Raw genomic sequence first — 13,654 nt, forward strand, 5'->3', positions numbered from 1 at the left:
ACGCGGCGCTGCCAGCGGTAGGCGGTGCGCAGCAGGCGCAGGGCGGGGGCGGGGCCGCCGGGCGGGGGCAGGTCGGGGTGGCGGGGCAGCCGGTAGGCGGGGCGGCGGTGGGCGTGAGCGGGCTGCGGCATTCCCTGGGCTCCTTGCGCGGCTAGGCCGCGTCCGTGTGCGGCCCGCCGTCCCGCCCGGGGTCGGGCGGTGCGGCAGCGGTGGCACGGGCGCGACCTGCGGTCCGCGGGGGACGGAGCGGACCGCAGGGAGGGGATGGGAGCCGGAACGTTACTCGTAGGTAGACGAGTTGGGGAGGGGCCGTGCGGGCGGCTCAGTCGGTGGGTTCGGGCGTGCGGCCGGGACGGCTGGGGGCGGGGCTCGGCGCGGACGCGTCCAGGACCGGGAAGCGGCGCGGTGCGAGGGTCAGCAGCACGACGAGGGCGAGCACCGCGGCGGCGGCCGCGCCCAGGTACACGGAGTCGACGGCCGCGTCGATCGCGGGCCGCACCCCCGCCGCTCCCGGGTCGCGGGCCACTGAGTCGAGGTCGGCGTCCGCGCCGAGGCGGCCCGAGATCACGCCGTTGGCGACGGCGCCGAACAGGGCGGCGCCGACGGTCTGCCCGATCTGGCGGTAGAAGAGGATCGAGGCGGTCGCGGTGCCGCGCTCGGCCCAGCCGACGGTGGACTGCACGCCCACGATGAGCGGCAGTTGGTACAGGCCGAGGGACGCGCCGAGCAGCAGGCTGAGCAGGGTCGGCTGCCAGGCCGCGCCCGGGTAGGGCAGGAACGGGAAGACGGCGAGCGTCACGAGGGCGCCGGTCATGCCGAGTGCCGCGGTGTTGCGGAAGCCGATCCTGCGGTACACGTGCTGGCTGCAGGCCGCCGACACGGGCCAGCTCAGCGTCATCACGGACAGCACGAATCCGGCCGCCGTGGGGGACAGGCCGAGCACCGACTGCGCGTACGTCGGCAGGAACGTGGTCGGGGCGACCATCAGCAGGCCCATCGCGCCGAGCGCCAGGTTGACCGCTGCGATGGTGCGCCGGCGCCACACCCAGCCCGGCAGGATCGGGTCGGCGGCCCGGCGCTCGACGAGCACGACGACGCCGATCAGCGCGAGTCCGCCGGCCAGCAGGGCCAGCGACGGGGCGGAGACCCAGGCCCAGGCGACGCCGCCCTGCACGAGCCAGGTCAGCAGGACGCCCCCGGCCGCGAACACGGCGAGCGCGCCCGCCCAGTCGACGCGCGGGCGCGGGCCCCGCTCCCGGCGCGGTTCGTGCAGGTGCCGGCCGACGAGGAACAGGGCGAGCGCGCCGATCGGCAGGTTGATCAGGAAGATCCAGCGCCAGCCCGCGGTCGAGGCGAGCACTCCGCCGAGCGCGGGGCCGAGCACCGACGAGGTGGCCCAGACCGTCGACAACCTCGCCTGGATCCTGGGGCGTTCCTTCAGCGGGTACAGATCGGCGGCGAGGGTCTGCACGGTGCCCTGGATGGCGCCGCCGCCGAGCCCCTGCACGACGCGGAACGCGATGAGCGACCCCATGTCCCAGGCCGACGCGCACAGCAGCGACCCGGCCAGGAACAGGACGCTGCCCGCGATCAGCACCGGCTTGCGGCCCAGGGTGTCGGAGAGCTTCCCGTACACCGGCAGGGTCACCGTCACCGCGAGGAGGTAGCCGGAGAACAGCCACGAGAACACGGTGAAGCCGCCGAGGTCCCCGACGATCTGGGGCACGGCGGTGGAGACGATGGTGGAGTCGAGCGCGGCCAGTGCCATCGACAGCATCAGCGCGGCCACGACCGCACCGCGCCGCCGGTCAGCGGACCCTGCGGCCGTGGACGATGTCACCTGCGGATGTCCTTTCCCCCTGCATGTAAGTGCCCTGCGCAGCTTAGGCAGGTGGAGACGACCCTGAGGAGGGGTCCACCGAAGGGTGGACCTCCCCTAGGGGGAGCTCCGTACAACGGACCGGGGACGGTTCGTCCCCCTGGAGGACGAGCGGGCAGGGGGGTTCTTCCTACCGTCAGGGGGTGGGGTTTTCCCCCCGGGAAAGACGGTGACTTCCACCAGCGCGCCCGGACACCCCGCGCCAGCAGACTGAAGGCACACCGCGGCGAGGACCGCCGCGGCACCGCAAGGCACTTCCCGCAGATCCGCGACCGCGCTCCGGCCGCACGACATGCCGCTGCGTGACCGACTTAGGAGACATACCGTGACATCGGCTGTGACCATTCCCAGGCACGGGGGCACTGGAGGGCTGACGGCCGTGGCCGCACGGGCGCGGCAGGTCGTGAAGGCCTACGGATCCGGTGAGACCCGCGTCGTCGCGCTCGACCACGTCGACGTGGACATCGCCCGCGGCCAGTTCACCGCGATCATGGGCCCCTCGGGCTCCGGCAAGTCCACGCTCATGCACTGCCTCGCCGGCCTCGACACCGTCACCGAGGGCCACATCTACCTCGACGACACCGAGATCACCGGCCTCAAGGACAAGAAGCTGACCCGGCTGCGGCGCGACCGCATCGGCTTCATCTTCCAGGCGTTCAACCTCCTGCCCACCCTGAACGCGCTGGAGAACATCACGCTGCCGATGGACATCGCCGGCCGCAAGCCCGACCGGCAGTGGCTGGACCGCGTCGTGCAGACCGTCGGGCTCGCCGAGCGGCTGCGGCACCGGCCCACCGAACTCTCCGGCGGCCAGCAGCAGCGCGTCGCCGTGGCCCGCGCCCTCGCCGCCCGCCCCGAGATCATCTTCGGCGACGAGCCCACCGGAAACCTCGACTCGCGGGCCGGCGCCGAGGTCCTCGGATTCCTGCGCCGCTCCGTCGACGAGCTCGGCCAGACCATCGTCATGGTCACCCACGACCCGGTCGCCGCCTCCTACGCCGACCGCGTCCTGTACCTGGCCGACGGCCGCATCGTCGACGAGATGCTCCGGCCCACCGCCGACGCCGTCCTCGACCGCATGAAGGACTTCGACGCCAGGGGCCGTACGTCATGAGTGCCGCGAACACCGTCCTGAAGACCTCGCTGCGCAACTTCTTCGCGCACAAGGGCCGCATGGCCCTCTCCGCGGTCGCCGTGCTGCTCTCCGTCGCGTTCGTGACGGGCACCCTCGTGTTCACCGACACGATGGACAAGACCTTCGACAAGCTGTTCACGGCCACCGCCTCCGACGTCACCGTCAGCCCCAGGGACTCCGACGTCGAGGGCAGCGACACCGGCCGCCCCGAGGCGCTCCCGGCGTCCCTGCTCGCCACGGTGAAGAAGGCCGACGGCGTCAAGTCGGCCGAGGGTGCGGTCAGTTCCATGAACGTGACCGTCGTGAACGCCGACAACGAGAACATGGGCTCCGAGAACGGCGCCCCGACCATCGCGGGCAACTGGACCAGGAACGACCTCCGTTCCATGGAGATCACCTCCGGGCACGCCCCGCGCGGGCCCACCGAGGTCATGGTTGACGCCGACACCGCGAAGAAGCACCACCTGAAGCTCGGCGACCCGCTGCGCACGATCTCCGTCTCCGGCGACATCGACGCGAGGATCAGCGGCATCGCCTCCTTCACCGTCACCAACCCGGGCGCGGCCGTCGTCTACTTCGACACCGCCACCGCCCAGCGCGAACTCATCGGCAGGACCGGACAGTTCACGCAGATCAACATCGCCGCCGCAGGCGGGGTCAGCGACACCCAGCTCAAGAAGAACGTCGCCGCGGAGCTCTCCGGGAACGGCACCTACAAGATCCAGACCCAGCAGGAGTCCGCGGACGCCAACGCCGCCGACGTCGGCTCCTTCATGGACGTCATCAAGTACGCCCTCCTCGGGTTCGCCGGCATCGCCTTCCTCGTCGGCATCTTCCTCATCATCAACACGTTCTCGATGCTGGTCGCCCAGCGCACCCGCGAGATCGGCCTGATGCGAGCCATCGGCTCCTCCCGCAAGCAGGTCAACCGCTCCGTCCTCGTCGAGGCGCTGCTGCTCGGCGTCGTCGGCTCCGTGGTCGGCGTCGGCGCCGGTGTGGGCCTGGCCGTCGGCCTGATGAAGCTGATGTCCGCCGCGGGCATGGACCTGTCCACCGGCGACCTCACCGTGAAGTGGACGACCCCCGCGGTCGGCCTGCTCCTCGGCATCGTCGTCACCGTCCTCGCCGCCTACCTGCCCGCACGCCGGGCCGGCAAGGTCTCCCCGATGGCGGCCCTGCGCGACGCGGGCACCCCGGCCTCCGCCGGAGCGGGCGCCGTCCGCGCCGTCATCGGCGTACTCCTCACGGGCGGCGGCGGCTTCGCCCTCTACCTCGCGACGCAGGCCGACAAGGCGAGCGAGGGCTCGCTGTGGCTCGGCGCCGGCATCGTCGCCTCGCTCGTCGGCTTCGTCGTCGTCGGCCCGCTGCTCGCCGGGATCGTGGTCCGCGTCATCAGCGCCGTGCTGCTGCGCTTCTTCGGACCCGTGGGCCGCATGGCCGAGCGCAACGCGCTGCGCAACCCGCGCCGCACCGGCGCCACCGGCGCGGCCCTGATGATCGGCCTCGCGCTCGTCGCCTGCCTGTCCGTCGTCGGCTCCTCGATGGTCGCCTCGGCCACCGACCAGCTCGACAAGTCCGTCGGCGCCGACTTCATCGTGGAGCCCAGCAACGGCGGCATCACGCCGCAGGCCGCCGCCGCCCTGAAGAAGGTCCAGAAGGACGGTCTGGTCTCCCACGTCACCGAGGTCAAGTTCGTCAAGGCGACCGTGACCACGCCCTCCGGCAAGAAGGAGAAGGAGGAGCTCTCCGCGGCGAGCCCGTCCTACGCCGAGGACCTGCGGCGCGACATGACCGCCGGGCAGCTCTCGGCGGCGTACGGGAAGGACGCGATGTCGGTCGGCTCGGAGTTCGCCGACAGGAACCACGTGAAGGTCGGCGACACGATGACCGTCGCCTTCGGCCACGGGCGGACCGCGAAGCTCGAGGTCGCGGCGATCACGAACGACGAGGACACCGTCTTCGACAAGGGCGCGATGTACACGAACGTGGCGACCGCCGCCCGGTACGTGCCCGCCGACCGGCTCCCGCTCAACGGCATGATGTTCGCCAAGGCCGCCGGAAGCGACGACGACAGCGCCAAGGCCGCCGCCGCGTACAAGGCGCTGAAGAAGTCCGTCGCGTCCGACCCGACCGTCAAGGTCAAGGACCAGACCGACTACAAGCAGACCCTCCAGGACCAGATCGGCCAGCTCCTCAACATGATCTACGGGCTGCTCGCCCTCGCGATCATCGTCGCGGTGCTCGGCGTCGTGAACACCCTGGCCCTCTCGGTCGTCGAGCGGACCCGCGAGATCGGCCTGATGCGCGCCATCGGCCTCTCCCGCCGCCAGCTGCGCCGCATGATCCGTCTCGAGTCGGTCGTCATCGCCCTCTTCGGCGCCCTGCTCGGGCTCGGCCTGGGCATGGGCTGGGGCGCGACCGCCCAGAAGCTCCTCGCTCTGGAGGGTCTCGGCGTCCTGGAGATCCCCTGGCCGACGATCATCGGCGTCTTCGTCGGATCGGCGTTCGTGGGCCTGTTCGCCGCGCTCGTCCCGGCGTTCCGCGCGGGCCGGATGAACGTGCTGAACGCGATCGCGACCGAGTAGCCGCCCCGCCGGGGGGAAACGGGGACGGGGGAAACGGGGGAGCCCCGAGGGGGCCCGGCTGGTGCCGGGCCCCCTCGGCGCGCTCCGGGGACGCGCCGGGAACCGGGCCGTGCGATCCCGCGCTCGGGCGACCGCCCGCGCGGCGACGTACGCTGGAGACCCCCGGCCCGTCCCACGTGTCGGGTCCTTCGCGTTGCGCCCGCACGCCCCGGATCGGAAAGGCCAAGCGCCCCCATGAGCCTGCACGGACTGCTCGACGCCGTCGTCAAGGACGCCGCCCTCGCCGAGGCGACGACGGCCGCCCGCGACGGCAACCGGATGCACGTCGACCTCGTGGGCCCGCCCGCGTCCCGCCCCTTCGCGGTGGCCGCGCTCGCCCGTGACGCCGGCCGGCCCGTGCTCGCCGTCACCGCCACCGGCCGCGAGGCCGAGGACCTGGCCGCCGCGCTGCGCTCGCTCCTGCCCCCCGACACGGTCGTCGACTACCCGTCCTGGGAGACGCTCCCGCACGAGCGGCTCAGCCCGCGCAGCGACACCGTGGGACGGCGCCTGGCCGTGCTGCGCCGCCTCACGCACCCGAGCGACGACGACCCCGAGACCGGCCCGGTCTCCGTCGTCGTCGCCCCCATCCGCTCCGTGCTCCAGCCGCAGGTCAAGGGCCTGGGCGAACTGGAGCCCGTGTCCCTGCGCACCGGGCGGAGCGCCGACCTCGGCGAGACCGTCGAGGCGCTCGCCGCGGCCGCGTACGCGCGCGTCGAACTCGTCGAGAAGCGCGGCGAGTTCGCGGTCCGCGGCGGCATCCTCGACGTGTTCCCGCCGACCGAGGAACACCCTCTGCGCGTCGAGTTCTGGGGCGACGACGTCGAGGAGATCCGCTACTTCAAGGTCGCCGACCAGCGCTCGCTCGAGATCGCCGAGCACGGCCTGTGGGCGCCGCCCTGCCGCGAGCTGCTGCTCACCGCCGACGTCCGGGCCCGCGCCGCCGCACTGGCCGAGGCCCACCCCGAGCTGGGCGAACTGCTCGGCAAGATCGCCGAGGGCATCGCCGTCGAGGGCATGGAGTCCCTCGCACCCGTCCTCGTCGACGACATGGAACTGCTGATCGACGTCCTGCCGAAGGACGCGATGGCGGTCGTCTGCGACCCCGAGCGGGTCCGCACCCGCGCCACCGACCTCGTGGCGACCTCCCAGGAGTTCCTCCAGGCGTCCTGGGCCGCGTCCGCGACCGGCGGAGACGCCCCGATCGACGTGGGCGCCGCCTCGCTGCGCTCCATCGCGGAGGTCCGGGAGCGGGCCCGCGAGCTCGGCATGATGTGGTGGTCGGTGTCGCCGTTCGCCGCCGACGCCGCCGACCAGGACGCGGACACGCTCCAGCTCGGCCTGCACGCCCCCGAGACGTACCGCGGGGACACCGCGAAGGCGCTGGCCGACACCAAGGGCTGGCTCGCCGACGGCTGGCGCACCGTGTTCGTCACCGAGGCGCACGGCCCCGCGACCCGCACCGTCGAGGTGCTCGGCGGCGAGGGCATCGCCGCCCGCCTCGACAAGGAACTCGCCGCGCTCGCCCCGTCCGTCGTCCAGGTGGCGTGCGGCAGCCTCGAGTACGGCTTCGTGCACCCCGGGCTGAAGATCGCCGTCCTCACCGAGACCGACCTCACCGGGCAGCGCGCCGCGGGCAAGGACGGCCAGCGCATGCCGGCCCGGCGCCGCAAGACCATCGACCCGCTCACCCTCGAGTCCGGCGACTACATCGTCCACGAGCAGCACGGCGTCGGCCGCTACATCGAGATGGTGCAGCGCACCGTCCAGGGCGCGACCCGCGAGTACCTCGTCGTCGAGTACGCGCCCGCCAAGCGCGGCCAGCCCGGCGACCGCCTGTACATCCCGACCGACCAGCTCGAGCAGATCACCAAGTACGTCGGCGGCGAGGCCCCCACGCTGCACCGCCTCGGCGGCGCCGACTGGACGAAGACGAAGGCGCGCGCCAAGAAGGCCGTCAAGGAGATCGCCGCCGACCTCATCAAGCTGTACAGCGCCCGCATGGCGGCCCCCGGGCACGCCTTCGGCGCGGACACGCCGTGGCAGCGGGAGCTGGAGGACGCGTTCCCGTACGCGGAGACGCCCGACCAGCTGACTACGATCGCCGAGGTCAAGGACGACATGGAGAAGACGGTCCCGATGGACCGGCTGATCTGCGGCGACGTCGGCTACGGCAAGACGGAGATCGCGGTCCGCGCCGCCTTCAAGGCCGTCCAGGACGGCAAGCAGGTCGCCGTCCTCGTCCCCACGACCCTCCTCGTCCAGCAGCACTTCGGCACGTTCAGCGAGCGCTACTCCCAGTTCCCGGTGAACGTGAAGGCGCTCAGCCGCTTCCAGACCGAGACGGAGTCCAAGGCGACCCTCGAAGGGCTGCGCGACGGCTCCGTCGACATCGTCATCGGCACGCACCGCCTCTTCTCCTCCGAGACGAAGTTCAAGGACCTCGGCCTCGTCATCGTCGACGAGGAGCAGCGCTTCGGCGTCGAGCACAAGGAGCAGCTGAAGAAGCTCCGGGCGAACGTCGACGTCCTGACGATGTCCGCGACCCCCATCCCGCGCACCCTCGAGATGGCGGTGACCGGCATCCGCGAGATGTCGACGATCACCACCCCGCCCGAGGAGCGCCACCCCGTCCTCACCTTCGTCGGCCCGTACGAGGAGAAGCAGATCGGCGCCGCCGTGCGCCGCGAACTGCTGCGCGAGGGCCAGGTCTTCTACATCCACAACCGCGTCGAGTCCATCGACCGGGCCGCGGCCCGGCTGCGCGAGATCGTCCCCGAGGCGCGGATCGCGACGGCCCACGGCCAGATGTCCGAACAGGCCCTGGAGCAGGTCGTCGTGGACTTCTGGGAGAAGAAGTTCGACGTCCTCGTCTCGACGACGATCGTGGAATCCGGCATCGACATCTCGAACGCCAACACCCTCATCGTCGAGCGCGGCGACAACTTCGGCCTCTCCCAGCTGCACCAGCTGCGCGGGCGCGTCGGCCGTGGCCGCGACCGGGGCTACGCCTACTTCCTCTACCCCCCGGAGAAGCCCCTCACCGAGACCGCCCACGAGCGCCTCGCCACGATCGCCCAGCACACCGAGATGGGCGCGGGCATGTACGTCGCGATGAAGGACCTGGAGATCCGCGGCGCGGGCAACCTGCTCGGCGGCGAACAGTCCGGCCACATCGCGGGCGTCGGCTTTGACCTCTACGTCCGCATGGTCGGCGAGGCCGTCGCCGACTACCGCGCCTCGCTCGACGGCGGCGTCGAGGAGGAGCCGCCGCTCGAGGTCAAGATCGAACTGCCCGTGGACGCCCACGTCCCGCACGACTACGCCCCGGGCGAGCGGCTGCGCCTCCAGGCGTACCGCGCCATCGCCTCCGCGAACACCGAGGACGACGTCCGCCAGGTCCGCGAGGAACTCACCGACCGCTACGGCAAGCTCCCCGAGCCCGTCGAGAACCTCCTGCTCGTCGCGGGCCTGCGCATGCTGGCCCGCGCGTGCGGCGTCGGCGAGATCGTCCTCCAGGGCACCAACATCCGCTTCGCCCCCGTCGAACTGCGCGAGTCCCAGGAGCTCCGCCTCAAGCGCCTCTACCCCGGCACGGTCATCAAGCCCACCACCCACCAGATCCTCGTCCCCCGCCCCAAGACCGCCAAGGTCGGCGGCAAGCCGCTGGTCGGACGCGAACTGCTGGCGTGGGTGGGCGAGTTCCTGGCGTCGGTCCTGGGGTCATGAAGCGGACTGCGCGGTGCGCAGGGCCTCGGCGAGCCGGTCGCGCACCGCGGTCTGCGCGGCGATCCTGCGGTCGATGACGTCGAGCCGGGCGCGGGCGATCCGCAGGAACCCGGCCGACGGCCCCTGGGCCAGCACGTCACCGTCCAGGCAGGGCAGGAAGACCCGTACGTCGTCGGCGGTCAGGCCCGCGTCGAGGAACAGCCGGATGTTCGCGACGCGGGTGACGGCGTCCGGCGCGAACCACCGGTACCCGTTCGCCGCCCGCTCGGACGTCAGGAGTCCCGCCTGTTCGTAGTGGCGCAGGGCGCGGACCGTGGTGCCGGTGGCCACCGCGAGTTCCCCGATGCGCATCGATGACGTGCTGCTCATGCCCGCATCGTCACGCCACGACTGCGCCGCCGTCCACCGGGACGACCACGCCCGTGACGAACGAGGCGTCCGGCGAGGCGAGGTGGACGATCGTGCGGGCCACCTCCTCGGGGCGGCCGACACGGCCCAGCGGCGTGTGGTCCAGCTGCCACCGGCGGATGGCGGCCCGTTCGGCCGGGGTGAACGCGGAGTGGTCGGCGATCGGAGTCTCGATCGCCCCCGGGGCGACCGCCACGACCCGCACACCGCGGGGCGCGAGCTGTACGGCCCAGCTCCGGGTGAGTGAGTCGAGGGCCGCCTTGCCTGCGGCGTAGAGGGAGTTGCCGGGCCAGCCGCGTTGTCCGATCGCGGTGGTGACGCTGACGACGACGCCGCGGGCCGCGCTCAGCGCGGGCAGCGCGGCCTGGGTGAGGAGGACGGGGGCGACGAGGTTGGTGCCGAGGAGGGCGTGTGCGGAGTCCCGCGTGTAGGTCGCCAGGGACTCGGAGTTGGTGATGCCCGCGTTGTGGACGAGGACGTCGATCCGTCCGTGCGGTGAGGCGGCGGCCCGGACCACGGCGGCGGGCCCGTCCGCTGCCGTGAGGTCGGCGGCGAGCGGTTCGATCAGGTCCGGGGCGAACGCGGCGGTCTCGGCGAGCGGATCCGGGCGGCGGCCCACGACGACGACGCGGCAGCCCGCAGCGGCGAAGGCGTGTGCGGTCGCCCGGCCGATGCCGGTGCCGCCGCCGGTGACGACGACGGTGCGGGCGGCTCCGGTCCGGGAGGCTCCGGTGCGGGAGGTGTGCTCGGTGTTCTCAGCGTGCTCGGTGGTCATGGCGCGATCGTCGGACCCTGACGCCAGGGACAGGGTCAAGCGGTCACGTCCGGCGACGTGGCTCCAGCTCGATGTCGAGGGGGAAGGGGACGCCCACCTTCAGGCGGTCGTGGTGGATGCCGGTGACGGCGTACGTGTTGGTCGCCGGGTCCAGTTCGTAGACGTAGACGACGGGCTCGCCCTCGCGCTCCTCCACGCGCCAGAAGTGCGGGATGCGGGCCGCCGCGTACTTGCGGGGCTTGATCTCGCGGTCGCGCTCGACGGAGTCGGGGGAGACGATCTCGACGGCGAGCAGGATGTCGGAGGGGTTGTACCAGGTCTGGCCGGGGCCGGTGCGCGCCGTGGCCGGGACCACCATCAGGTCAGGTTCGGGGCGGTTCCTGGCGTCGATCCTGGTGGTCATCTCGCGGACGACGTAGAGGTGCTCGGGCACCTCTTGTACCAGGGCGAATTCCAACAGGCGCATCGTGGCCATGTGGAAGTCGGTCTGCGGGCTCACGAGGAACAGGCCTCCGTCGATCAGCTCGGCGTGTGACGGGAGGCCCGGGATGGTGTCGAGGTCGTCTGCCGTCCAGCCGCCGGGCGGAGGCGTCGGCCACGTGCTCTGCGGCTCGTGGTCGCCGGCGGTGCTCATCATCAGCGCTCCCATGCGACGGAGTCTGGCCCGGGTTCCCAGCGTACTCGGGGGGTTCGCCCGCGCATCGCCTCAAAGGGTGAACGCGGGGGCCGGAGGGGCGCGGGAAAATCGGCTCGCCGTCCCGCCTGACCGGCGGCTATTTTCGGGGCATGACGACGAGCGAGCTGACGATCACCACGCTGGCCGAGCGGCCCGGGCTGCTCGATGCGATGTGGTCGATGCCGGACACCTGGCCGGTGTACGTGCAGCACGACGCCGTGGCGTCGTCGTTCATGGGGCGGATCGCCGCAGAGCTGCCCGAGTACGTGCTGGTCGCGACCGGTCCGGACGGCTCGGTGGTGGCCAAGGCGTTCAGCGTGCCGTTCGCCCTGCACGCGGCGGGCCGCGGCGGTGTGCTGCCGGACCGGGGGTGGGACCGGGTGCTCCAGTGGGCCTTCGCCGACCGGCGGCACGGGGTCGTGCCCGACACCGTCAGCGCCATCGAGATCAGCATCGTGCCCGAGGCGCAGGGGCGCGGCCTGTCGGGGGTGATGCTCGGCGCGATGCGGGAGAACGCGCGGGGGCGGGGCTTCCGCGAGGTCGTCGCCCCGGTGCGGCCCAGCGCCAAGCACCGCGAGCCGGCGGCGCCGATGAGCGAGTACGCGTACCGGGTGCGGGAGTCGGACGGGCTGCCGCACGATCCGTGGCTGCGGGTCCACGTCCGCGCCGGCGGCACGGTCGTGAAGGTGGCGCCCGCGTCGATGACGGTGTCGGGCTCGCTCGCGGAGTGGCGGGAGTGGACGGGGCTGCCGTTCGACGCGCAGGGTTCCGTCGAGGTGCCCGGCGCCCTCGTGCCGGTGCACTGCGAGCCGGAGCGCGGGTACGCCGTGTACGTCGAGCCGAACGTGTGGGTGCGGCACGCGCTCTGAGCGAGCACGTACCGCACCGCCCCCCCCGGGGTGTGACCGGGTCCGGGTCCCTTACAGCTTCAGGTCCCAGTGCGTGGTGTCGTACTCGAAGCTCGGGGACACCTCGACCGTGAGGTTCTTCGCGTCGGCCGGGGTGTCGAAGCCGTAGACGACCGTGGCCTTCTTGCCGGGCAGGATCGATCCGCTGAAGCCCGTGCCCACCTTGTCGTCGAAGATCTGCTCCGCGTCGACACCGTCCTGGCCGGCGCGGGCCTCGGCGGTCAGCAGGGTGGAGTCGAACTTCTCCTTCGTCTTGTTCTCGACGGTGACCGTCACCTTGTACGCGTGGTTGCCCGCCTTGTGTCCGGCCGCGAACTGGCCGGGGTGGTACTCCACCGCGTTCGACACCGTGACCGTCAGGTCGTCGTCGTAGATCACGGAGTCGCCCGCGTCGAGCGCCTTGCCCTTGGCGGGCGCCTCGTCCTTCGCCCCGGAGCCCTTGTCGCCGTCCTCGCCGGAGGCCTTCGCGCCGTCCTGGCCGTCCTTGCCGTCCCGGTCCGTGTCCTTGGCCCGGGTGTCCGACACCGACTTGTTGATCTCGTCGACCGCGTCGTCGACTGCCTTGAACGTCGTGTACGCGCCGAAGACGGACAGCCCGAGGGCGACCAGCGCGAGCAGCGCGCCGGCCAGGGCCACGCCCTTGTTTGTCGCCTCGCCGCGCTTGGCCCGGCCGCGGCCGGTCAGGCCCAGGATCAGCGCGACGATGCCGAGGATGCCGGCCAGCCAGAACAGGATCGGGATCAGCCCGGACAGCGCTCCGATGATGCCGAGGATCAGCGCGGCCGTCCCCAGGCCGTTGCGCGCGATCCGCTGAGGCTGCTGCGGCTGGAACGGCGGGTACTGAGGCTGCTGCTGGGTCTGGGACATGGGTTCCTCCGAGATGAGAGACGCCAACCTCCCCCCGGCTTTCTGCTCGTCCGGCGGTTGGCTGGGTCAAGAACACCATTGTATGTGAACCGAGTCAACCGCGTTCACGGGTTCAAGAGTGTGCACAGCTGTGAATGCGGTTCTTACGAGGATGTGGGTAGGGTCGCCCGGACACGCACGCGCCGACCTGACCCACGCGCGTCGAGAGGGGAGCGAACCCGGTGCAGGAGAACGCGACAGAGGTGACGGCCGCCGGAATCGCCCGGCTCGCCGGGGTCGGCCGCGCCGCCGTCAGCAACTGGCGGCGTCGCCACGCCGACTTCCCCAAGCCCGTCGGCGGCACCGAGACCAGCCCCTCCTTCGCCCTCGCCGAGGTCGAGGACTGGCTGCGCGCCCAGGGCAAGCTCGCCGAGGTCCCCCTGCGCGAGCGCGTCTGGCAGCAGCTCGCCGGACACCCCGCAGGACCCGTCACCGCGCTGCTGCACGCCGGCGCCACCCTCCTCCTCGTCCACGACCGGCCCACCGAATGGCTCGCCCTCAGCGCCACCCCCGACGACCAGGCCCTCGCCGAGCGCCTGTCCCCCTCCCTCGAAGGCGTCCTCACCCCGCGCTTCGGCCCCGCCCCCGAGCGCCCCCTCGCCACCCCGCGACCC

The 13,654-nt window shown here is 72.2% G+C and carries 9 protein-coding genes and 1 pseudogene; 5 read left to right on the forward strand and 5 right to left on the reverse strand.

Annotated elements, in window-relative coordinates:
- Positions 1–322: 322 nt before the first annotated feature.
- Positions 323–1,777 carry an MFS transporter gene (locus GTW43_RS16585; RefSeq protein ID WP_161302813.1) on the reverse strand — a complete coding sequence of 485 codons (1,455 nt, stop codon included), beginning with the start codon at positions 1,775–1,777 and terminating at the stop codon, positions 323–325.
- Positions 1,778–2,204: 427 nt separating this feature from the next.
- Here GTW43_RS16585 and GTW43_RS16590 point away from each other — a divergent pair, with 427 nt between their 5' ends.
- The 3 genes from GTW43_RS16590 to mfd all read left to right on the forward strand — a co-directional run bounded on the left by GTW43_RS16590 (position 2,205) and on the right by mfd (position 9,367).
- Positions 2,205–2,993 carry an ABC transporter ATP-binding protein gene (locus GTW43_RS16590; RefSeq protein ID WP_161302807.1) on the forward strand — a complete coding sequence of 263 codons (789 nt, stop codon included), beginning with the start codon at positions 2,205–2,207 and terminating at the stop codon, positions 2,991–2,993.
- Entirely contained in the window at positions 2,990–5,599 is a 2,610-nt protein-coding gene (locus GTW43_RS16595; RefSeq protein ID WP_161302808.1) for an ABC transporter permease, read from the forward strand. The genes GTW43_RS16590 and GTW43_RS16595 overlap by 4 nt, the downstream gene beginning before the upstream one ends.
- A gap of 234 nt (positions 5,600–5,833) precedes the next feature.
- The gene (gene mfd, locus GTW43_RS16600; protein WP_161302809.1) at positions 5,834–9,367 is read left to right on the forward strand and encodes a transcription-repair coupling factor; all 3,534 of its coding nucleotides are present in this window, start codon (positions 5,834–5,836) and stop codon (positions 9,365–9,367) included.
- Here mfd and GTW43_RS16605 read toward each other — a convergent pair.
- From GTW43_RS16605 to GTW43_RS16615, 3 genes are read right to left on the reverse strand one after another with little or no spacing between them, the layout of a single operon-like run.
- Positions 9,362–9,718, reverse strand: coding sequence for a MerR family transcriptional regulator (locus tag GTW43_RS16605; RefSeq protein WP_161302814.1), 357 nt, complete (start codon positions 9,716–9,718; stop codon positions 9,362–9,364). The two genes, mfd and GTW43_RS16605, sit on opposite strands and share 6 nt — an antisense overlap.
- 28 nt (positions 9,719–9,746) lie before the next feature.
- Positions 9,747–10,550 carry an SDR family oxidoreductase gene (locus tag GTW43_RS16610; RefSeq protein ID WP_161302810.1) on the reverse strand — a complete coding sequence of 268 codons (804 nt, stop codon included), beginning with the start codon at positions 10,548–10,550 and terminating at the stop codon, positions 9,747–9,749.
- A gap of 43 nt (positions 10,551–10,593) precedes the next feature.
- The gene (locus tag GTW43_RS16615; protein ID WP_237536631.1) at positions 10,594–11,199 is read right to left on the reverse strand and encodes a Uma2 family endonuclease; all 606 of its coding nucleotides are present in this window, start codon (positions 11,197–11,199) and stop codon (positions 10,594–10,596) included.
- Positions 11,200–11,336: 137 nt separating this feature from the next.
- Here GTW43_RS16615 and GTW43_RS16620 point away from each other — a divergent pair, with 137 nt between their 5' ends.
- Entirely contained in the window at positions 11,337–12,095 is a 759-nt protein-coding gene (locus tag GTW43_RS16620; RefSeq protein ID WP_161302811.1) for an N-acetyltransferase, read from the forward strand.
- A gap of 51 nt (positions 12,096–12,146) precedes the next feature.
- Here GTW43_RS16620 and GTW43_RS16625 read toward each other — a convergent pair whose 3' ends face one another.
- Positions 12,147–13,001: a DUF4190 domain-containing protein gene (locus GTW43_RS16625; RefSeq protein WP_161302812.1), complete on the reverse strand. Its 855-nt coding sequence runs from the start codon at positions 12,999–13,001 to the stop codon at positions 12,147–12,149.
- Positions 13,002–13,222: 221 nt separating this feature from the next.
- Here GTW43_RS16625 and GTW43_RS16630 point away from each other — a divergent pair.
- Positions 13,223–13,654 (forward strand): annotated as a pseudogene (locus tag GTW43_RS16630) (SAM-dependent methyltransferase); the annotation flags it as partial.

The organism is Streptomyces sp. SID5785, from assembly GCF_009870065.1.
Classification (GTDB): Bacteria; Actinomycetota; Actinomycetes; order Streptomycetales; family Streptomycetaceae; genus Streptomyces.

Coding starts and splice junctions, on each gene's coding strand:
- GTW43_RS16585 (WP_161302813.1), bottom strand. CDS start 1,777: ATGCTGTCGATGGCACTGGCCGCGCTCGACTCCACCATCGTCTCCACC.
- GTW43_RS16595 (WP_161302808.1), top strand. CDS start 2,990: ATGAGTGCCGCGAACACCGTCCTGAAGACCTCGCTGCGCAACTTCTTC.
- mfd (WP_161302809.1), top strand. CDS start 5,834: ATGAGCCTGCACGGACTGCTCGACGCCGTCGTCAAGGACGCCGCCCTC.
- GTW43_RS16605 (WP_161302814.1), bottom strand. CDS start 9,718: ATGCGCATCGGGGAACTCGCGGTGGCCACCGGCACCACGGTCCGCGCC.
- GTW43_RS16610 (WP_161302810.1), bottom strand. CDS start 10,550: ATGACCACCGAGCACGCTGAGAACACCGAGCACACCTCCCGCACCGGA.
- GTW43_RS16615 (WP_237536631.1), bottom strand. CDS start 11,199: ATGGGAGCGCTGATGATGAGCACCGCCGGCGACCACGAGCCGCAGAGC.
- GTW43_RS16620 (WP_161302811.1), top strand. CDS start 11,337: ATGACGACGAGCGAGCTGACGATCACCACGCTGGCCGAGCGGCCCGGG.
- GTW43_RS16625 (WP_161302812.1), bottom strand. CDS start 13,001: ATGTCCCAGACCCAGCAGCAGCCTCAGTACCCGCCGTTCCAGCCGCAG.